Source organism: Gluconobacter frateurii, from assembly GCF_002723955.1.
In the GTDB taxonomy this organism is placed as follows: Bacteria; Pseudomonadota; Alphaproteobacteria; order Acetobacterales; family Acetobacteraceae; genus Gluconobacter; species Gluconobacter frateurii.
On sequence record NZ_BEWN01000001.1, the window covers coordinates 109,368 to 130,060 of the forward strand.

The 20,693-nt window shown below is 58.2% G+C and carries 17 protein-coding genes and 1 other RNA gene; 16 read left to right on the top strand and 2 right to left on the bottom strand.

Annotated features, from left to right (window positions below; translation table 11 throughout):
* Nucleotides 1–63: 63 nt before the first annotated feature.
* From GFR01_RS00425 to GFR01_RS00480, 12 genes are all read left to right on the top strand, one after another.
* On the top strand, nt 64–1,635 hold the full coding sequence (locus tag GFR01_RS00425) for an acyl CoA:acetate/3-ketoacid CoA transferase (RefSeq protein WP_099180862.1): 1,572 nt from the start codon (nt 64–66) through the stop codon (nt 1,633–1,635).
* Between the two features lie 44 nt (nt 1,636–1,679).
* The gene (locus GFR01_RS00430; protein WP_099180863.1) at nt 1,680–2,939 is read left to right on the top strand and encodes a glycerate kinase type-2 family protein; all 1,260 of its coding nucleotides are present in this window, start codon (nt 1,680–1,682) and stop codon (nt 2,937–2,939) included.
* Nucleotides 2,940–3,099: 160 nt separating this feature from the next.
* On the top strand, nt 3,100–4,242 hold the full coding sequence (locus tag GFR01_RS00435; protein WP_063904502.1) for an acyl-CoA dehydrogenase family protein: 1,143 nt from the start codon (nt 3,100–3,102) through the stop codon (nt 4,240–4,242).
* Nucleotides 4,239–5,006 (top strand): 3-ketoacyl-ACP reductase, encoded by a 768-nt coding sequence (locus tag GFR01_RS00440; RefSeq protein WP_099180864.1) that lies wholly within the window; start codon nt 4,239–4,241, stop codon nt 5,004–5,006. The genes GFR01_RS00435 and GFR01_RS00440 overlap by 4 nt, the downstream gene beginning before the upstream one ends.
* 9 nt (nt 5,007–5,015) lie before the next feature.
* The gene (locus GFR01_RS00445) at nt 5,016–6,164 is read left to right on the top strand and encodes a dihydrodipicolinate synthase family protein (RefSeq protein ID WP_099180865.1); all 1,149 of its coding nucleotides are present in this window, start codon (nt 5,016–5,018) and stop codon (nt 6,162–6,164) included.
* A gap of 2 nt (nt 6,165–6,166) precedes the next feature.
* Complete coding sequence (locus tag GFR01_RS00450; RefSeq protein ID WP_099180866.1) at nt 6,167–7,024, top strand: sugar phosphate isomerase/epimerase family protein; 858 nt, start codon at nt 6,167–6,169, stop codon at nt 7,022–7,024.
* A gap of 16 nt (nt 7,025–7,040) precedes the next feature.
* Complete coding sequence (locus GFR01_RS00455) at nt 7,041–7,802, top strand: electron transfer flavoprotein subunit beta/FixA family protein (protein ID WP_099180867.1); 762 nt, start codon at nt 7,041–7,043, stop codon at nt 7,800–7,802.
* Nucleotides 7,802–8,728 (top strand): electron transfer flavoprotein subunit alpha/FixB family protein, encoded by a 927-nt coding sequence (locus GFR01_RS00460; RefSeq protein WP_099180868.1) that lies wholly within the window; start codon nt 7,802–7,804, stop codon nt 8,726–8,728. Before GFR01_RS00455 ends, GFR01_RS00460 begins: the two co-directional genes overlap by 1 nt.
* A 34-nt stretch (nt 8,729–8,762) precedes the next feature.
* Entirely contained in the window at nt 8,763–10,415 is a 1,653-nt protein-coding gene (locus GFR01_RS00465; protein WP_099180869.1) for an electron transfer flavoprotein-ubiquinone oxidoreductase, read from the top strand.
* Between the two features lie 123 nt (nt 10,416–10,538).
* Complete coding sequence (locus tag GFR01_RS00470; protein ID WP_063904495.1) at nt 10,539–11,936, top strand: sugar porter family MFS transporter; 1,398 nt, start codon at nt 10,539–10,541, stop codon at nt 11,934–11,936.
* Between the two features lie 117 nt (nt 11,937–12,053).
* The gene (gene gap / locus GFR01_RS00475) at nt 12,054–13,073 is read left to right on the top strand and encodes a type I glyceraldehyde-3-phosphate dehydrogenase (protein ID WP_099180870.1); all 1,020 of its coding nucleotides are present in this window, start codon (nt 12,054–12,056) and stop codon (nt 13,071–13,073) included.
* A gap of 73 nt (nt 13,074–13,146) precedes the next feature.
* A complete protein-coding gene (locus GFR01_RS00480; RefSeq protein WP_099181565.1) occupies nt 13,147–13,611 on the top strand; it encodes a DUF3465 domain-containing protein in 465 nt (154 codons plus the stop codon).
* Between the two features lie 49 nt (nt 13,612–13,660).
* Here the strand turns inward: GFR01_RS00480 and clpA are convergent, their stop codons facing one another.
* Both clpA and clpS read right to left on the bottom strand, forming a co-directional pair.
* A complete protein-coding gene (gene clpA, locus GFR01_RS00485) occupies nt 13,661–15,970 on the bottom strand; it encodes an ATP-dependent Clp protease ATP-binding subunit ClpA (RefSeq protein WP_099180871.1) in 2,310 nt (769 codons plus the stop codon).
* A 126-nt stretch (nt 15,971–16,096) separates the two neighbouring features.
* Nucleotides 16,097–16,525, bottom strand: a complete 429-nt coding sequence (gene clpS / locus GFR01_RS00490; RefSeq protein ID WP_244902088.1) for an ATP-dependent Clp protease adapter ClpS — start codon at nt 16,523–16,525, stop codon at nt 16,097–16,099.
* 246 nt (nt 16,526–16,771) lie between these two features.
* Here clpS and GFR01_RS00495 point away from each other — a divergent pair, with 246 nt between their 5' ends.
* From GFR01_RS00495 to ffs, 4 genes are all read left to right on the top strand, one after another.
* Nucleotides 16,772–17,827: a D-alanyl-D-alanine carboxypeptidase family protein gene (locus tag GFR01_RS00495; protein WP_063904491.1), complete on the top strand. Its 1,056-nt coding sequence runs from the start codon at nt 16,772–16,774 to the stop codon at nt 17,825–17,827.
* A gap of 85 nt (nt 17,828–17,912) precedes the next feature.
* Entirely contained in the window at nt 17,913–18,716 is an 804-nt protein-coding gene (gene map, locus GFR01_RS00500; protein ID WP_099180872.1) for a type I methionyl aminopeptidase, read from the top strand.
* Nucleotides 18,713–20,512, top strand: coding sequence for a gamma-glutamyltransferase (gene ggt, locus GFR01_RS00505; RefSeq protein ID WP_099180873.1), 1,800 nt, complete (start codon nt 18,713–18,715; stop codon nt 20,510–20,512). The genes map and ggt overlap by 4 nt, the downstream gene beginning before the upstream one ends.
* Nucleotides 20,513–20,557: 45 nt before the next feature.
* An RNA gene (ffs, locus tag GFR01_RS00510) (signal recognition particle sRNA small type) lies at nt 20,558–20,654 on the top strand.
* The last annotated feature ends 39 nt before the right edge of the window (nt 20,655–20,693 follow it).

Below are 20,693 nucleotides of genomic sequence, written 5' to 3' on the forward strand. Positions count from 1 at the left end.
GCAAAGAGCATATTTCACGCGATCATAAGTAACTAATAAGATAGTTATAGTGGATCAGAACTAATGACTAAGACCAGAACCGCCGCAGAAGCCGTCAGTCTCATCAAGGACGGGGCCACGATCGCAATTAACGCTTCATCCGGCCTGCTGTGTCCTGATGATGTCCTGAAGGCTCTTGGCGAGCGTTTTGAAAAAGACGCTGCGCCCAAGAAGCTCACGACGATCCATCCGATTGCGACGGGTGACATGTTTGGAACCAAGGGCGTGGATCACATCGCGCAGCCCGGCATGATCCGGAAGATTATTGGCGGATCTTACCCGTCCGGTCCGAGCAATGCAGAGCCGCCGCTCATCTGGCAGCGTATTCTGGCCGAGGACGTTGCCGCCTATAATCTTCCGTCCGGCGTCATTTTCGACATGCTGCGGGAGGGCGCGGCATTGCGCCCCGGCGTGTTGACGAAAGTCGGTCTCGACACATTTGTGGACCCGAAGCGGGAAGGCGGTGCGATGAATGAAACCGCACGCTCCAATCCCATCGTGCGCCACCTGGACTTCGAAGGGGAGGACTGGCTGTATTTCCCTGCGCTCAAGCCAGATGTAGCCATCATTCGCGCCTCGACAGCGGACGAAAATGGCAATCTGACGTTCGAGCAGGAAGGCGCCACCCTTGGTGCCATGGAAATGGCTCTGGCGGCTCATAACAATGGTGGACTGGTCATCGCGCAGGTTCGGCGTGTGGCAGAACAGGGCACGTTGAAGCCGCATGATGTCAAAGTGCCGGGTATTCTGGTGGATGTTGTCGTGGAAGCGCCTGATCAGCTTCAGACCACTGCCACGCCTTATGATCCTGCAATTTCTGGCGAGATTTTCCGGCCTCTGTCGTCGTTTGCCATTCCGGATTTCAATCCGGGCAAGGTGATTGCGCGACGTGTGGCGCAGGAGCTGAAGGATGGCTGGGCGGTCAATATCGGCTTCGGTATTTCCGCCAATGTGCCGCGCATCCTGCTGGAAGAAGGCCTGCATGGCAGCGTGACATGGGTCATCGAACAGGGACCGGTTGGCGGCGTTCCGCTGCTGGATTTCAAGTTCGGCTGCGCCAGTAATGCCGAGGCGTTTGTCGCTTCGCCCCATCAGTTCAGCTACTTCCAGGCGGGCGGTTTTGACTGCTCCCTGCTGTCCTTCCTTGAGATTGGGGCTGATGGATCGGTCAACGTCAGCCGCCTTGCTGCCACGCCGCACCGTACGGCAGGGGCGGGCGGGTTCGTGGATATTACGGCACGGGCCAAGCGCATCATTTTCTCAGGCAATTTTAATGCTGGAGCCAAGATGCACATTGAAGACGGTCGGCTCGTGATTGATCGGGAAGGCAAGATTTCCAAGATCGTGCCGGAGGTGGATCAGGTCAGCTTCTCAGGGCGCAGAGCCACCGAAACAGGGCAGGATGTGACCTATGTGACGGAACGCTGTGTTCTCAAGCTTCTGAACGGTGAACTGACGGTTACGGAAATCGCGCCAGGTATTGATCTTCAGAAAGACGTGCTTGACCAGGCTTCTACGCCGCTGAAGGTTTCTCCTGAACTGAAGGAAATGGATGCCGTTCTGTTCAGAGATGCCGTGATGGGGCTCACGCTCTGAACGCGCTGGGCCGTCTTTTCCGTGAGTGGAGTCTGAAAGAAGCCATGACAGTCGACGATCACAGTTTCCTGACGGGTCTGTTCAACGCCGCCATTACGGCTGCCGACGCAGACCTCGTGCTGGCTGCTAACCTGCCGGAGCGCCCGAAAGGCAAGACGGTCGTGGTTGGGGCCGGGAAGGGTGCAGCCCAGCTTGCCGCAGCTTTCGAGCGCGTGTGGGATGGCCCGCTGGAAGGTGTTGTCGTCACCCGTTATGGCTATGGCTACCCTACAGAACAGATCCGTGTTCTGGAGGCTTCCCATCCGGTCCCGGATGAAGCCGGTCTGGCTGCAACGGCGGCTCTGTTTGAGGCCGTGCGTGGATTGGGTCCGGATGATCTGGTTGTCGCTCTGATCTGTGGGGGTGGGTCAGCCCTGCTGCCTTGCCCGCCAGAAGGGTTCACGCTGGAAGACGAAGCAGAGCTCAGCCGAGTTCTTCTGTCGTCAGGAGCGCCGATCTCTGTCATGAACACCATCCGCAAGCAGTTTTCGGGCATTAAGGGCGGCCGTCTGGCTGTTGCAGCTGCCCCGGCAAAAGTGGTGTCGCTCGTGGTTTCGGATGTGCCGTTCGATGATCCGGCGCAGGTTGCGTCCGGTCCGACGGTTCCGGATACAAAGACACGCGAAGATGCTCGCCACATGGCCAAAGCCTGGAAGCTGACTTTGCCGCCTAAAGTTCAGGCATGGCTCGATGGGGAACTCGGGCAGGCACCCCGCCCGGAAGATCCGGCGTTTGACGGAAATGAAGTCCGGATCGTGGCGTCGGCTCATCTGTCTCTGGAGGCAGCTGCAGCGGCCTCACGGAATCTCGGGGTTCCCGCCGTTATTCTGTCTGATGCGATTGAGGGAGAGGCGCGGGACGTTGGCAAGGTTCACGCGGCGATTGCCCGTGAGGTCAGTATCCGCAATCAGCCTTTTCAGAAGCCGGTCGTCATTCTGTCAGGTGGCGAAACAACGGTGACCCTGCACGGGCGTGGACGAGGCGGACGCAATACGGAGTTTCTCCTGTCCTTTGCGCTCGCGGCTGAAGGCCTGCCTGTTTCCGCGCTCGCAGCGGATACGGACGGAATTGACGGGTCTGAAGATAATGCCGGGGCCTTTGCAGATGGGGAGAGTATGGGGCGACTGCGGGAGCGCGGAATTAACCCGTCCGTCCTGCTGGCGGAAAACGATGCCTATACTGCTTTCGAGGCATTGGATGACCTGTTTGTTCCAGGTCCTACGGGAACGAACGTCAATGATTTTCGCGCTATTCTGCTGAGGTAGAAAAAGATGGCGAAGTAAAAACTGTTATTGAATAAGAACGAATTCATTCTGACTATTACGAATATCAAGTTCTTTTGATTTCATAATGCAGAATAGCCTTGAAAACAGATCAGCCAACATACTAACTAACCAGTTAGTTACTAACTAAGGGAATCGGGTTATGTTTCTCAATGAAATTCAGGAGCAGGTTCGCGAAACCACACGAGCCTTCGTGGATGAAGTTATTCGCCCTGCTGCTGAGGCCCTCGACCGCGAAGAGCGTTTCCCGGCCGAAATTTATGAAGAGATGGGTCGTCTGGGCCTGTTCGGTATTGCTGTTCCGGAAGAGCTGGGTGGGCCTGGCTTCGATACCCTGACCTATGCCGTCGTGATGGAAGAACTGTCCCGCGGTTACGCCAGCGTTGCCGACCAGTGCGGTCTGGTGGAACTGATTTCCACGCTGCTGGTGCGTCACGGCACGGATGAGCAGAAAGCCCTTCTACCAGACATTCTCTCCATGAAGCGCAAGGTCGCCTACTGCATCACTGAGCCGGAAGCTGGCACGGATGTGTCCGGTATCCGCACGACGGTCGAACGCGATGGCGACGGCTGGATCCTGAATGGCGGCAAAATCTGGATCCATAATGCTCCGGTAGCGGATCTCGGGTTCGTTCTGGCTCGGACCGACAAGGAAGCCGGCAACCGTGGCATGTCCATCTTCATTGTGGACCTGCACGCCAAGGGTGTTGAGCGCGGCCCGAAGGAACACAAGATGGGTCAGCGCGCCAGTCAGGTCGGTGCGCTTGATTTCACCAATGTGCGCCTGGGTTCCAATGCCCTTTTGGGCGAGATGAACCGTGGCTTCCACATGATGATGAGCGTGCTGGACAAGGGGCGCGTTGGCATCGCGGCTTTGGCCGTTGGCATTGCACAGGCTGGCCTTGAAGCCGCTGTAGATTATGCCGGAACGCGCAAGCAGTTCGGCAAGCATATCTCTGAATTTCAGGGTGTTCAGTGGCTTCTGGCCGATATGGCCAAGGACATCGAAGCTGCCCGTCTGCTGGTTCATTCCGCTGCGGTGAAGATCGACAACGGGCAGGATGCCACACGCTCCTGTTCCATGGCAAAGTGCTTTGCGGGTGACATGGCGGTGGCTCGCACCGCCGATGCCGTGCAGGTTTTTGGTGGTTCCGGGTACATCCGTGGCTTCGAAGTTGAGCGCCTGTATCGCGATGCCAAGATCACGCAGATCTACGAAGGTACGAACCAGATCCAGCGCATGATCATTGCGCGTGAACTGCTCAAGAAGGGCGCCCGTGCATGAAACAGGTCGCTCTCGTCACCGGTTCTTCACGCGGGATTGGCCTCGCCGCCGCTGAAGCGCTCGCTAAAGAGGGATTCTCTTTAGCGGTCAACGGGCCAGTTGATGATGCAGAACTGCGTGCAGCTGTGGCCCGTCTGGAAGGGCTGGGCGCTAAGGTTGTGGCTGCCCCGTTCGACGTCTCCGACATCAGCGCCCATGCCGGTGTTCTGGCGCGGATCGAAGACGAACTCGGCCCGCTGACAACGCTGGTGAACAATGCGGGTGTCGGCGTTCTCCAGCGGGGTGACCTGCTGGAGGTGTCCGAAGCAAGCTGGGACCGCTGCCTGACAATCAATGCGAAGGCGATGTTCTTTCTCTCACAGGCTTTCGCAAAGCGTCTTCTGGGACGGGAACGGTCAGCGGATGCGTTCCATTCGATCGTCAACGTCACATCGTCGAACGCGACGGCTGTGGCGGTGCAGCGGTCTGAATACTGCGCGTCAAAGGCTGCGGCGGCCATGGTGTCAAAGGCTCTGGCCGTGCGTCTCGGGATCGAGAATATCGCGGTCTATGACGTTCAGCCTGGCCTGATCGCTACAGAAATGACGGCTGCCGTGATCCAGCACTACCGCCAGCGCGCGGAAGAGGGACTGACCCTGCTTCCCCGTGTTGGAGAGCCCTCGGACATGGGGCGCATCATTGCGGCCCTTGCCACCGGGAAACTGCCTTACACCACAGGCCAGGTCATTTCGGCGGATGCCGGAATGCTTGTGCCGCGCTTCTGAGAAACGGTTATGAAGATCATCCTGCCCGACGAAACCGGCCGGAAGATGGATTACCATCTGATCGGTACTCCTGTTCCTCGCAGTGTCCTTCCTGCCAATCCGGCCCGGATCGTCTATTCGGCGGCCCATGTCGTCGCTGATCCGTTCACGGATAATGCACCGTCCGGCCGCGCAACGATCGACTGGAAGAAAACGCTTGAGTTCCGTCGCTATCTCGTCGGCATGGGCCTTGGAATTGCGGAAGCCATGGATACGGCCCAGCGCGGCATGGGGCTGGACTGGCCCGGCGCGCTGGATCTGATCCGTCGCACCAAGGCCGAACTGCCGGATGCGATGGTCGTGAACGGTGCGGGGACAGACCATCTGGACCCGAAGGATGCACGCTCCGTCGATCATGTTCTCGCGGCGTACATGGAACAGGTCGAGGCGATCCAGAAGGTTGGCGCACGCGTCATTCTGATGGCCAGCCGTGCCCTCGTTCGCGTGGCGTCCAGTGCTGAGGACTATAAGCGGGTCTACCGCGAAGTGCTCTCTGCCTGTGATGAGCCTGTCGTTCTGCACTGGCTGAGCAAGGATTTCGATCCGGCTCTGGCTGGCTATTGGGGCACGGATGACTTCAATGAGGCACTGGAAACAGTCCTGAGCATCATTGAAGAAAACGTCTCGAAGGTGGACGGCATCAAGATTTCCCTTCTCGACAAGGAGAAGGAAATCATCATGCGTCGTCGCCTGCCAAAAGGTGTGCGGATGTATACGGGTGATGACTTCAATTACCCGGAACTGATCGCTGGTGACGAGCAGGGCTATAGCCACGCTCTTCTCGGCATTTTCGATCCGATCGCACCGCTTGCGGCGCGGGGCGTAAAACTGCTGGGCGAGGGCGATGTGAAAGGCTTTCACGACGCGCTCGATCCGACTGTTCCACTAGCCCGCGTGATCTTTCAGGCGCCCACGCAGTACTACAAGACGGGTGTGGTGTTTCTGGCCTGGCTGAATGGCTTTCAGGATCACTTCGTCATGCTGAACGGCGCGCAGTCCATGCGCTCCCTCCAGCATTTCACTGAGATTTTCCGTCTGGCGGATGGCTGCGGCCTGCTGCGGAATCCAGATCTAGCCGTGTACCGCATGAAGTCGCTTCTGTCGGTGTACGGGGCCTGATTATGCGGGACTTTCGCCACGATCATTCGGCTATCGCCCTCAATACCGCAACGCTTGGCCATAATGTACCGGGTGTCGGGGCAGGGTGGTCACCGGAACAGACGATTGACGCCTGTGCCGAACGTGGCATTGGCGGGATCGTGTTCTGGCGGCGGGAGATCGAAGGCCGGGCTGCGGAAATCGGAGACCGGGCGCGCCAGGCTGGCGTAAAGGTTGTTGGCCTGTGCCGGACGCCGTTTCTGGTCGGGCCGCTGGGTCTTCAGGCTGAAGAGGCGATCCTGTCGGATTTCCGCCAGTCCATCGACCAGACGGCTGAGCTTGGAACCGATGTTCTGACCATTGTTGTCGGTGGTGTGGAAACCGGCACGAAGGGCGTAACCCGCAGCCTGGACATCGTGGCGGACCGGATGGCGAAGGCCATTCCCTACGCTGAAGCCTGTGGTGTGAAACTCGCGCTGGAGCCGTTGCACCCGGCCTATGCCGGAGACCGCTCCTGCCTCACGACTACTCGTGACGCCCTGGATCTGTGTGACCTTCTGGGGTCGGACAGCGTGGGCGTTGCGATCGATATCTACCATGTGTGGTGGGACACGGACCTGCCACGCCAGCTCGCTCGTGCGGGAAACCGCATTCTGGGCTTTCACCTCTGTGACTGGCTTGTTCCTACAACTGACATCCTGCTTGACCGCGGGATGATGGGGGACGGTGTTGCAGACCTGCGGGGGATCCGCAGGGAGGTGGAAGCCGCCGGGTATTCCGGCTTCTGCGAGGTGGAAATCTTTTCCGCGAATAACTGGTGGAAGCGCCACCCGGCTGACGTGCTGGACACGATGGTCGAACGCTTCCGCACTGTCTGCTGACCCATCGGAGGGCATCATGAAGATCCTCGTCCCTGTCAAACGTGTCGTCGATTACAACGTCCGCATCCGCGTAAAGGGTGACGGATCTGGGGTCGAGCTTGCGAACGTCAAGATGTCGGTCAATCCGTTTGACGAAATCGCCATCGAAGAAGCCGTCCGTCTCAAGGAAAAAGGCATCGCCACGGAAGTGGTTGCTGTCTCCATCGGTGTGCCGCAGGCGAAAGAAACACTGCGCACCGTGCTCGCCATGGGCGCGGACCGCGCCATTTTCGTCGAAGCCACAACAGATGTGAATGTGGATATCGAGCCTCTCGCCGTCGCCAAACTGCTGGCGAAGGTGATTGAGGATGAGAAACCGAACCTCGTCATCGCGGGCAAGCAGGCCATCGATAACGACATGAACGCGACCGGCCAGATGCTCGCTGCCCTGCTGGGCTGGGGGCAGGCAACCTTCGCGTCATCCGTCGAGATTGAGGGCGAAAGCGCAACCGTCAGCCGTGAGGTTGATGGAGGTCTTCAGACGATCCGTGTGAAACTGCCCGCCATCATCACGTCGGATCTGCGCCTGAACGAGCCGCGCTATGTCGCTCTGCCCAACATCATGAAGGCCAAGAAGAAGCCGCTTGAAGAACGCAAGGCGTCTGACCTTGGTGTGGATATTGCGCCCCGTCTGAAGGTCATCCGCACGGCTGAACCGCCTCAGCGTCAGGCGGGTGTGAAGGTCAGTTCCGTTGATGAGCTGGTTTCGAAACTCAAGACTGAAGCAGGAGTGATCTGATGTCTGTTCTGCTGCTCGCTGAAGTGGCCAATGGCCACCTCGCTACCGATACCGTTGCCAAGGCCCTTTCCGCCGTCAAAGCACTGGGTGATGTAACGGTTCTCATTGCCACCCAGAACGGTGCGGATGCTGCTGCTGAAGCTGCAAAGCTCGATGGTGTGTCCAAGGTTCTGCTGGCGGATGACGCGTCTCTGGCCCATGAACTGGCTGAACCTGTCGCCGCCCTCATCGTGTCTCTGGCTTCCGGCTACAGCCATATCGCTGCGGGCTCGACGGCATTTTCCAAGAATGTTCTGCCACGCGTTGCCGCTTTGTTGGATGTCATGATCCTGTCAGACGTGACGGCCGTGAAGGATGCCGAGACGTTTGATCGCCCAGTCTATGCGGGCAATGCAATCCAGACGGTACAGTCCTCTGATCCGGTGAAGGTTTTCACCATTCGTACGGCGGCTTTCTCGGCTGTTGGCGGAGGTGGCTCTGCCAATGTGGAAAATGTCTCCGCTCCTGCTGATCCTGGTCTGTCGTCCTGGGTGGAAGACAAGGCGGTTGAATCCGAACGTCCGGAGCTGACGGCTGCCAAGAACATCGTCTCAGGTGGCCGTGGCGTCGGATCGAAAGAGAACTTCGACACCATCGCCAAGCTTGCGGACAAGCTGAATGCCGCCATCGGCGCCAGCCGTGCTGCTGTGGATGCCGGATATGCGCCGAATGACTGGCAGGTCGGGCAGACGGGCAAGATCGTGGCGCCTGATCTGTATATCGCGGTCGGTATTTCCGGGGCGATCCAGCATCTGGCGGGCATGAAGGATTCCCGGGTGATCGTCGCCATCAACAAGGACGAAGACGCCCCGATTTTCCAAGTCGCGGATTACGGGCTGGTGGGAGATCTTTTCACCATCCTTCCCGAACTGACGGCAAAACTCTGACAGGCCCTGGCGGCCTGCAGGGAGGAGAAAGACCATGACTACGATCGAACGGGAAAGCATGGACTATGACGTTGTCATCGTCGGCGCTGGCCCTGCCGGTCTCTCCGCGGCGATCCGGCTCAAACAGAACGAGCCGGACCTCTCCGTGGTCGTACTGGATAAGGGGTCTGAAGTCGGTGCGCATATCCTGTCAGGCGCGGTCATTGATCCGTGCGCGCTGGATGTGCTGCTCCCTGACTGGCGGACCATGGACGCGCCCATCACCGTACCGGTGAGGGAAGACAATTTCTTCCTGCTGACGGAAAAGAGCCAGATCCGCCTGCCGAACAGCATGATGCCGAAACTCATGGACAACCATGGGAATTACATCGTCTCCCTCGGGAATGTCTGTCGCTGGCTGGCACAGGTCGCGGAAGGCCTGGAGGTGGAAATCTTTCCCGGTATGGCGGCGAGCGAGATCGTTTATGACGAGCAGGGGCGCGTTGCGGGTGTTGTGGCTGGCGAGTTTGGGAAGAACCCGGATGGAACGCCGGGCGATGCCTACGAGCCGGGTATGGAGCTTCGCGGGAAATACGTATTCTTCGCGGAAGGGGCGCGGGGGTCACTGGCCCGTCAGTTGATGGACCGGTTCGCGCTTTCCGAGGGTAAAGACCCGCAGAAATTCGGGTTGGGCCTCAAGGAAATCTGGGAAATCGATCCCGCCAAGCATCTTGAAGGCACGGTCACGCACACCATGGGCTGGCCGCTGAACAGCAAAGCCGGTGGCGGGTCCTTCATCTACCATCTCGACAACAATCAGGTCTGCGTCGGGTTTGTGGTCCATCTTGGCTATGAAAATCCTTATCTGGACCCATATCGCGAGTTTCAGGAATTCAAGCACCATCCGATGGTGGCTGAACTACTGAAGGGCGGAAAACGTGTGGCCTATGGGGCTCGTGCGCTTTCGGAAGGCGGTTGGCAGTCCATCCCCAAGGTAACTTTCCCGGGTGGTGTGCTGCTGGGTTGTTCGGCCGGGTTGGTGAATGTCCCGCGCATCAAGGGTAGCCACAACGCCATTTTCTCCGGTATCGCTGCAGCGGACGCGGCACGCTCCGCTCTGGCTGCGGGTCGGGCACACGATGAACTGACGGCCTATGAAGACGAACTTCGCAACGGCCCTGTTGGCGCTGACCTCAAACCTGTTCGCAACGTCAAACCGCTCTGGGAGCGTTTCGGGCTAGTCGGGGGCGTCGCACTCGGTGGCCTTGATATGTGGATGACGAGCCTGATCGGGTATTCCCCGTTCCGGACCCTTCACCATGGCAAATCCGATGCCGCCGCAACCGGTCTGGCCTCGCAGTTCAAGCGGATCGACTATCGCAAACCGGATGGCGAACTGAGCTTTGATCGGACGACCAACGTGGCGTTCTCCTTCACGAACCATGAAGAACGCCAGCCGTGCCATCTGACACTGCGTGATCCCTCCATCCCGATAGCGGTTAATCTGCCGCTCTATGATGAGCCGGCGCAGCGATATTGCCCGGCGGGTGTCTATGAAGTGCTGCGTCCGGAAAATGAACAGCCACGTTTTCAGATCAACTTCCAGAACTGCGTGCACTGTAAAACCTGCGATATCAAAGATCCAAGTCAGAATATCGTCTGGAAAACACCACAAGGTGGTGATGGTCCAAACTATCCGAACATGTAAAACTTAAATAAAGAGAAATAAAAACATTCTCTTTTATTTGATTTTACCTGAGGGGATAACTCTAGAACATGAACAGTTAAAGGTTGTTCCCATAATGGGAACCTGAAGAAGAGGAACAAGGCAATGAGTGGCATAGACCTTTCGGCATCGCCGCCAGTGTCCCTGAATGGTAAAAGTGTTCTGACCGCAATTCTGGCTGCGGTCGCGGGGCTGATGTTCGGCCTCGATCTCGGTGTGATTTCAGGCGCCCTGAAATTCATCGGTCAGGAATTCAACGTGACGGATTTCGGCAAGGAATGCATTGTTTCGGCCATGATGGTCGGGGCGGCGCTGGGCGCAGTTTCTGGCGGGCGGCTCTCTTTCCTCTTCGGCCGCAAACGCCTGCTGCTGTCTTCCGCTTTTCTGTTCGTTTTAGGCTCGCTGCTCTGCGCGCTGGCAACGTCCGTCACGTTTCTCATCATCGGACGGATGGTGCTGGGCGTGTCTGTTGGCATCGCGAGCTTTACCGCTCCACTTTACATCTCCGAGATCGCCCATCAGCACTACCGCGGGTCTCTGATCTCGGTTTATCAGCTCATGATCACGGTCGGGATTTTCGTAGCATTCATCTCCGATGCGCTGCTGGCGTATTCTGGTTCCTGGCGCTGGATGCTGGGGATCGTGGCCATCCCCGGCGTAGTGTTTTTGCTGGGTGTGCTTCTGCTGCCGGACAGCCCGCGCTGGCTGGTTCTGCGTGGCCGCAAGGACGAGGCCTTCACGGTCCTGCATCAGCTCCGTGGTCATGAAGGTGAAGCACGTTCTGAAATTGCAGACATTGAGGAGCAGCTTGCCCAGATCGAGGGTGGGTACGGCCTCTTTAAGGCCAATGCGAATTTCCGTCGTTCCGTGTTTCTCGGGGTTCTGCTTCAGACCATGCAGCAGTTCACGGGGATCATCGTGGTCATGTACTACGCCCCGCGCATCTTCGAAGTCGCAGGCTTTGGCGATAATGCGGCCATGTGGGGTACGGCGATAGTGGGACTGGTGAATGTGCTCTCCACGTTCATAGCCATCGGCTTCGTGGACAAATGGGGCCGTCGCCCGATGCTGATTGCCGGTTTTGTCATCATGACGATCGGCATGTTTACAGTCGGCACGATCCTTTACTTCGGAACGGGGAACAGCGAACTCGCCCGCTATGGTGCCGTGGTGATGCTGCTGGCCTTTATCGTGGGCTTTGCGTTCTCCGCCGGGCCGTTGGTGTGGATCCTGTGTTCGGAAGTGCAGCCCATCAAGGGCCGTGACTTCGGTATTGCCTGTTCCACCTTCACCAACTGGCTCACGAACATGATCGTTGGCCTGACATTCCTGACGCTCCTGAACACGATCGGCAACGCTCAGACCTTCTGGATGTACGCCGCTTTCAATGCATTCTTCATCTACCTGACCCTGAAATTCGTGCCTGAAACGCGTGGTGTTTCTCTCGAGCAGATCGAGCGGAATCTCATGGCCGGCAAACCCCTTAACCGGATCGGCCTGTGACACCGCGTTCTGACATCACTTCTGGCAAGACTGTCCCGGTGCGCTCACGCCTGCCGGGACAAACCGCTGCCGTGGCTTCTTCCCATCAGCGGTTTTCCTTCACGGAGACCCAAGACAATGACAGTAAAAATCGCCATTAACGGCTTTGGCCGTATTGGCAGGCTGGCCCTTCGCAGCATTGTTGAAACAGGACGGCAGGACGTTACGCCCGTCGGGATCAACGGGCCGGGGTCGGCGGAAGACAAAGTGCACATGCTGGTCTATGACAGTGTGCATGGCCGGATGCCAGGTGAGGTCCAGCTTGAAGGGGACATGCTCACCATCCGGCATAACGGCAGAACCTATGGCCCCATTCGTGTCTCTTCCGAGCGTGATCCGTCAAAAGTCCCCTTCGAAGGGGTGGACGTGGCGCTTGAATGTTCGGGTCTGTTCACCACGAAGGAAAAAGCCTCCCTTCTGATTGAGGCAGGTGCCCGCAAGGTTCTGATTTCCGCACCGGGAACGGACGTCGACGCCACCATCGTCTATGGCGTGAACAACGACATGCTGACGTCGGACATGACAGTCATTTCCAACGCGTCCTGCACGACCAACTGTCTCGCTCCGCTGGTGAAGGTATTGGACGATAATTTCGGCATCGACTGCGGTTACATGGTGACGATCCATTCCTACACCGGAGACCAGCAGATTGTGGACCGCCGTCACCGCGATCTCCGGCGCGCACGCTCGGCAGCCCTGAACATGGTTCCAACCTCAACAGGGGCCGCCAAGGCCATCGGGCTGGTGCTTCCCCATCTGAAAGGTCGTTTGGATGGAACCTCCATCCGTGTTCCGACGCCGAACGTCTCACTGGTTTCACTCGATTTCCTGTCCCGCAACCCGCCTGAGACACCAAAGGACGTGAACCGCGTCATGCAGGACGCGGCCAAGGGGGCCTTGAAAGGTGTGCTGGCTTATAGCGATGCGCCTCTGGTCAGCAGTGACTTCAATCATTCGCCAGCATCTTCCAATTTCGATGCGACACAGACGGCGATCATGGAATGCGGGCGGATGGTGCGCGTGTGTGCCTGGTATGACAACGAATGGGGCTTTTCGAACCGCATGATCGACACGTCCGTCCTGTTTGGGGCGACGTGAGTCAGGCGGATATTTGTTTCAGAGTATGGAACGGAGCATAAAAGCACTTTCCTGAATGGAGGGTGCTTTTTCCATGATGTCCCGTCTGAAACTTCTGGCACTAATGGCCTGCCTTGGCGCGCCACTCGCGGCGTCTGCCCAGAGCGTGGGTTCCATGCCAGCGACTTGCGACAACGCGAAATTCCTGAACGACCAGCAGACTTTCGAGCAACGCGGCGCCACCCGGACGGATCTTCCGGAACATATCTGCGGACGTGTTATTGCGGTGGCCCAGCGGGCGCAAAGAACGCGCAGCGGCTGGCATGGCTATTTCTACCTTGATGTCGGACAGGGCGTTTCCATCCGGATTGTGTCCGGGCTCGATGAGATGAGCGCCCCTCAATGGCCGTGGGTCCAGAAGGGCGACACTGTTGAAGTGCAGGGCCGCTATTACTATGACAGCCTGCGCAAGCAGGGCATTGACTGGACGCATCACGGCACGAGCCGCAAATGGCCCTGGGCCGGGTATGTGACCGTTAACGGGCATCGCTACGAATAAAAAAAGCCCCGGAGGATGATCCTCCGGGGCTTTTTCCTGACAAGACGACTCAGTTCGTCGCTTCGTCTTTTTTCTCGGCGTCTTCGTTCTTGAGCTCCGAGCCTTCGATGATTTCGAAGTCCAGCGCGTCGTTCTTCAGACCGATCTTCACCGCGCCACCCTTTGCAAGCCGGCCGAAGAGCAGCTCTTCCGCCAGAGGCTTCTTGATGTGCTCCTGAATGACACGGCCCAGAGGACGTGCGCCATACAGGCGATCGTAACCCTTCTCGGCCAGCCATTCCTTGGCGGCAGAGGAGATTTCGATCGTGACGTGGCGGTCGGCCAGTTGGGCTTCAAGCTGGAGAATGAACTTCTCCACCACGCGGCCCACGGTCTCCGGCGTCAGGTTGGCGAACGGAATAACCGCGTCCAGACGGTTCCGGAACTCAGGGGTGAAGGTGCGCTTGATCGCCTCTTCATCCTCGCCCGAACGACTGGTGCGACCAAAGCCGATCGCTTCCTTGGACAGATCCGCCGCGCCCGCATTCGTGGTCATGATCAGGATCACGTTGCGGAAATCGACGGTCTTGCCGTTGTGATCCGTCAGGCGACCATGATCCATGACCTGAAGCAGGACGTTGTAAAGGTCCGGATGGGCTTTTTCGATTTCATCCAGCAGCAGAACCGCATGGGGATGCTGGTCAATCGCATCTGTCAGCAGTCCGCCCTGATCAAACCCGACATACCCCGGAGGCGCACCGATCAGACGGGAGATCGAATGACGTTCCATGTATTCGGACATGTCGAACCGGATGAGTTCGATACCCAGAGACGAAGCAAGCTGCTTGGCCACTTCCGTCTTGCCGACGCCCGTAGGGCCGGAGAACAGGTAGTTGCCAATCGGCTTCTCCGCATCACGCAGACCCGCACGGGACAGCTTGATCGCTGCGGCAAGCGCATCAATCGCCTTATCCTGACCGAACACCATGTTCCGCAGATCCCGCTCCAGATGGCGCAGGGTCTCGCGGTCATCCGCCGTGACAGCCTTGGGCGGGATGCGCGCAATCTTGGCGATGGCGTCTTCCACGTCCTTTAGCGTTACGGTCTTGCGGCGCTTGTTCTCGGGAACCAGCATCCGGGCCGCACCGACTTCATCAATCACGTCGATGGCTTTGTCCGGCAGTTTGCGATCATGCACGTAACGGGCTGCCAGTTCGACGGCGCCACGCAGGGCCTCGTCGGTGTAGCGAACCTTGTGGTGCTTCTCGTAACTGCCCTTCAGGCCCCGAAGGATCTTGATGGCATCTTCAACAGAAGGTTCCGGCACGTCGATCTTCTGGAAGCGCCGCACCAGAGCACGGTCCTTCTCGAAGTGCTGACGGAATTCCTTGTACGTCGTGGACCCGATGCAGCGCAGCGTTCCAGCTGCCAGAGCCGGTTTCAGCAGGTTGGACGCATCCATCGCCCCACCTGACGTTGCACCCGCACCAATGACGGTGTGGATCTCGTCGATGAACAGGATTGCACCCGGCGTCTGGTCAAGTTCCGTCACGACGGCCTTGAGGCGTTCCTCAAAGTCACCGCGATAGCGCGTGCCTGCCAGAAGCGAACCCATGTCGAGGGAGAAAATCGTGCTGTCCTGCAGGACTTCAGGCACGTCCTTCTCAACGATGCGCTTGGCCAGACCTTCCGCAATGGCGGTCTTGCCCACGCCCGGATCACCCACATAAAGCGGGTTGTTCTTTGTGCGGCGGCAGAGGATCTGGATCGTGCGCTCTATCTCCTGATCGCGGCCGATCAGCGGGTCGATCCGTCCTTCGCGGGCACGATCGTTCAGATTGACGCAATACGTTGCCAGTGCGCCGTCCTTGGCCGTTTCCTTACGCTCTTCACGCTCGGACGTATCCTTGGATGCAGCGGCAGCTTTCCGGCCCGCACCCCGGTCCGGAGCTTTGGCAATGCCGTGCGAGATGAAGTTCACGGCGTCGAGTCGCGTCATGTCCTGCAATTGCAGGAAGTACACAGCGTGGCTCTCGCGCTCGGCAAAAAGCGCAACCAGAACATTCGCACCCGTGACTTCGTCGCGGCCTGTGCTCTGCACATGGATGGCCGCGCGCTGGATCACGCGCTGGAACGCAGCGGTTGGTTTCGGTTCTGTCGGACGGTCTGATGCCAAACCCGCCAGATCCTTGTCGAGGAAATCGGTCAGGTCCGAGCGCAGTTTCTCAAGGTCGATTCCGCAGGCGCGGAAAACCGTCAGTGCGTCGGCATCTTCCGTGAGGGCCAACAGCAGATGTTCGAGGGTGGCATATTCATGACGCCGATCTCCCGCGAATGTCAGGGCGCGGTGGAGCGTCTGTTCGAGCGTACGGGACAGCATAGGGTGGCGCTCCTCTCGACCTCTCGTGGAAGAGGTATCTTGTCGTGGTGCAACACGTAACGCCAGTCAGAAACGCATGGCTGAACAAGAAATTGTCCGGTGCCTGCATTCCTTAGGGCAGGAAAGTCAGTCTTTTTCGATCGTACACTGAAGCGGATGCTGGTTCTGGCGCGCCAGATCCATGACCTGAGCCACCTTGCTTTCCGCAACCTCGTAGGTGAAGACGCCGCAGACGCCGACCCCCCGCTGATGCACCTGCAACATGACGGCCGTCGCTTCTTCCCTGTTCATGGAGAAGAAGCGCTCGAGCACATGCACAACGAATTCCATCGGGGTGTAATCGTCGTTGAGCATCAGCACCTTGTACATGGACGGCTTGCGCGTCCGTGTCCGCGGGCGAACGACAACGCTGATCCCCAGATCTTCGTCGTCAGGCAGGCGTGGACCCGTCGGTTCCTTGGGGTCTGACGGGCCAGGTCCCGTCACGGTCAAACCGTAAGTGGACTCGGTTGTCAGACGGGCGGTGGAAGGTGAAAGAAAATCGTAAGAAGACATGACTGGTATGATATGGGACGCTTCCCTCGACTTGAGAAGGGGGTAAGAAGCAGTACATTTCGTGAATATCGCCATGTTCCTGACATGATCTGGTCGGCTTTGCGTCATGCTTACGAAAAATTAAGCAGACTCCCGCAAACCCTGTGGACGGGCGCTTTTTGTTGCGCCTAATGTAATGGGATTACGGACTGTCTTGAGCGGTCTGACTGTCCCCGACGATAATGTTTGTTCAGAGGCTGCCACATAATGCGCTTACCCTTCCGCAAGGCCCTTCTGTTATGCGCACTCACGGCTGTGGGTATGGGATCTGCCCGAGCGCAATATGCGGGCCATGTTTCCAGCTTCGTGATGGATGCGCGTACGGGGGCGGTTCTTTCTCAGTCTGATGCGGAACTGCAGCGCTATCCTGCGTCCCTGACCAAGCTCATGACACTTTACCTGACCTTCCGTGCTCTGGAAGCCCATCAGATCACGCTGGATCAGGAAGTTCCGGTCTCCATTCATGCATCCATGCAGGCTCCTTCGAAGCTGGGGCTGGTTCCGGGAACACGTCTGACGGTTGAGCAGGGAATCCTCGCTCTGGTTACGAAGTCCGCCAATGACGCTGCCTGTGCGCTGGGTGAATTCCTGGGCGGTGGCGATGAAGTGCGTTTTGCCCAGCTCATGACGCAGCAGGCGCGCGCGCTAGGTATGACCAACACGACGTTCCGTAACGCGTCCGGTCTGCCAGACCCTGATCAGGTGACGACGGCGCATGATCTTGGACTTCTGGCACAGCATCTGATCAACGATTTCCCGCAGTATTATCACTATTTCGGTGTGCCTTCCTTCTATTTCCATCGCCATCTGGTTCCGAACCATGATCCGATGCTGAAGATCTATGCGGGTGCTGATGGCATGAAGACGGGTTACACCGACGCTGCCGGCCGCAATCTCGTGACGTCGGCCATTCGTGGCAATGTCCGTCTGATTGGCGTTGTGCTTGGGTCGTCTTCCAATGCGCGCCGGTCAATGGAAATGGCCTCCATTCTGGATGACGGCTTCGCTTCAGAAGGTGTTGCACCGCAGCCGCTGATGCATCCGGTCGCACCGCGGACGATGATGATCGCCTCAGCGCGTCATGGCGGTCGCTTTGCGCATAGCCGGACGCTGGTTGCGTCCAGCCGTCCGATGGAAGTGGCTGATGCTCCGACCAGCCCCCGCCGCTTTGGTCGTATCACACGTCATGCTGCGTCCGTCCGGATGGTTAGTGCGCATCATGTGGCGACCCATCACAAGGCTGGTCGTCACTCGCGAGGCTGAAAAACTCGCGCCCCTGCCTTGCGGTTAGCGCAGGACAGTCGCATTTTGTCCCGACCTGTAAAAGATTGAGGATCGGGCGGCAGACATGGGTGATAATTCGCGTGGGATTGTTCTTTACGACAGTGAAGACTTCAAACACCTGAGAACGGTTGGGAAACTGGCCGCAGAAACGCTGGACATGATCACGGAACATGTTCAGCCAGGTGTCACGACAGAAGAGCTGAACAGACTCATCCACGAATTCACCCTTGCCCATGGCGCGACACCCGCTCCCCTGAATTACCATGGCTTTCCGAAAGCCTGCTGCATCTCCATCAATCATGTCGTCTGCCACGGTATTCCGGGAGACAAGAAGCTTTCCAACGGCGATATCGTCAATATCGACGTCACATCTATTCTGGATGGCTGGTATGGCGACAATTCCCGTATGTACATTGTCGGAAAAGCACCGAAGAAAGCTGAAAAGCTGGTTGAGGTGACGTATGAATCCCTCATGCTGGGAATCGAGCAGGTCAAGCCAGGCAATACGCTTGGGGACGTCGGTCATGCGATCCAGATGCATGCCGAAAAGAACCGCTTTTCCATCGTACGTGATTTCTGTGGTCATGGTATCGGGCGGGACTTTCATGCCGCTCCGAACGTGCTGCATTACGGCAAGCCGGGGCAGGGCGTTAAGCTCGTTCCGGGCATGGTTTTCACGATTGAGCCCATGCTCAATATCGGCAAGCCAGATGTAAAAATTCTCGATGACGGCTGGACAGCCGTTACGCGTGATCGCACGCTCTCGGCTCAGTTTGAGCATATGGTCGGGGTGACGGAAGACGGTTGCGAAATCTTCACCCTGTCCCCGAAAGGTTACAACAAGCCCCCATACGGAGCTGGCGCATGAAAAAAATCTTTGCCCTGATTGTTGCAGGTCTGACAGGGGGCACAGCGCTGGCTGCTCCCGCATCGACCGTCCTGAGTTCCGCTCATGATCCGCTGGCTTTCGGGCCGGATCAGATGTCGCCGGGCGTTCTGGCTTCGGGAAAGCACGGTATGGTGGTTTCGGCGCAGCATCTTGCGTCGGAAGCAGGGGCTAAAATTCTTGCACAGGGCGGTAACGCCATCGATGCCGCGGTTGCCGTAGGTTATGCGCTGGCAGTTGTCTATCCGGCGGCGGGTAATATCGGCGGTGGTGGCTTCATGACCATCCGTTTGAAAACTGGGCAGACGGTATTCGTGGATTTCCGTGAGCATGCTCCGGGTGCTGCGACGGCCACCATGTATCAGGATGCCTCGGGGAAGGTCATTTCGGGGATGTCCACGGAAGGCTGGAAGGCCGTAGCGGTTCCGGGAACGGTCGCCGGGCTGGATACGATCCTGCAGAAATGGGGCCATCTCTCGCGTGCAAAGGTTATGGCTCCCGCCATTGCCTTGGCGCGTGACGGCTTCATCCTGAACGAAGGGGACGTTCAGCTTCTGAACACGTCCACGAAGTATTTCCGTCAGGACCCATATGCCCGGCCGATTTTCCTGCGTCCGGATGGGTCTTCCTTTGAACCGGGCGATCGGCTGATTCAGAAGAACCTCGCCAATTCTCTGGAGCTTGTTGCCAAAAATGGCCCGAAGGCCTTTTATGAAGGGCCAATCTCCTCCGAAATCGTGCGTGCCAGCAAGGAAGGAGGCGGTCTTCTGGAAGCTGCGGATTTCACGAATTACCATATCCGCTTCATGGAGCCGATCCGCTGCACTTATCGCGGCTACACGATCGACACAGCTCCCCCGCCTAGTGGTGGTGGCGTAGCGCTTTGTGAGATCCTGAACATCCTGTCCGGCTATGACATGCACGCGCTCGGCCTGCACACGGCGGCTTCTGCGCAGCGAGAAATCGAAGCCATGCGTCATGCCTATTCAGATCGGCGTGATCTTGGCGATCCTGCCTTCGTTAAGAACCCGATCGAGCATCTGAACGATCCTGCTTACGCTGCTCAGGTCCGGGCTGGCATTCCGTTGGATCATGCGCTGCCGTCCAGCACGCTGCGTGCAGGCGAAGCCCTTCCGGTTAAGGCCGCAGAAGCCGCGCCGGATACGCAGGAAAAGCATGAGACGACCCAGTTCTCCGTGCTGGACAAGAGCGGTATGGCGGTTTCGGCCACTTATACCCTCAATGGCTGGTTCGGCTCGGGTGTGATGGGTGGCAACACCGGTATCTGGCTGAATGATGAAATGGATGATTTCTCGTCCAAGCCAGGCGCGCCGAACATGTTCGGAATTGTCGGGTCCGAGGCCAATGCCATTGCTCCGGGCAAGACGCCGCTTTCGTCCATGTCTCCGTCGATTGTCTCAAAGGACGGCAAGGTCATCATGGTGATCGGTAGCCCCGGTGGTTCCCGTATCCCGACGATTACGCTGTCTGCCATTCTGGGCGTGCTCGATTACGGGTTGGACATCCGACAGGCCGTGGATCTGCCCCGAATCCACGAACAGTGGGAGCCGTCTGCTGTCGAACTGGAGCCGGGTGCGTTGACGGATGACGTCATGAGCACGTTGAAATCCGAGGGATATGCACTCTCGCTGCATCGTCCATGGGGTGTGGCCGAGGGCATTCTGGCAGATCGTCCAAGCCTGTCTGCTCACCGGACGGGCTTGATCTACGGTGCTGCAGATCCGCGTCATGCAGGTGGTGAAGCCGCGGGTGAATGATAGGGGGTTGTCAGACACCCCCATCTCCGTGTTAGGAGAGCGCCGGGAGGTCGGCTTTGGACGGATACCTTGCCAACCCGGTCAGGTCCGGAAGGAAGCAGCCGCAGTGAGTTTTATCCGGGTTAAATGTCCGGCCTCCTACCAAGTGCAGCCTGTGGGCGCGACAGGTTCTCTGTCCTGC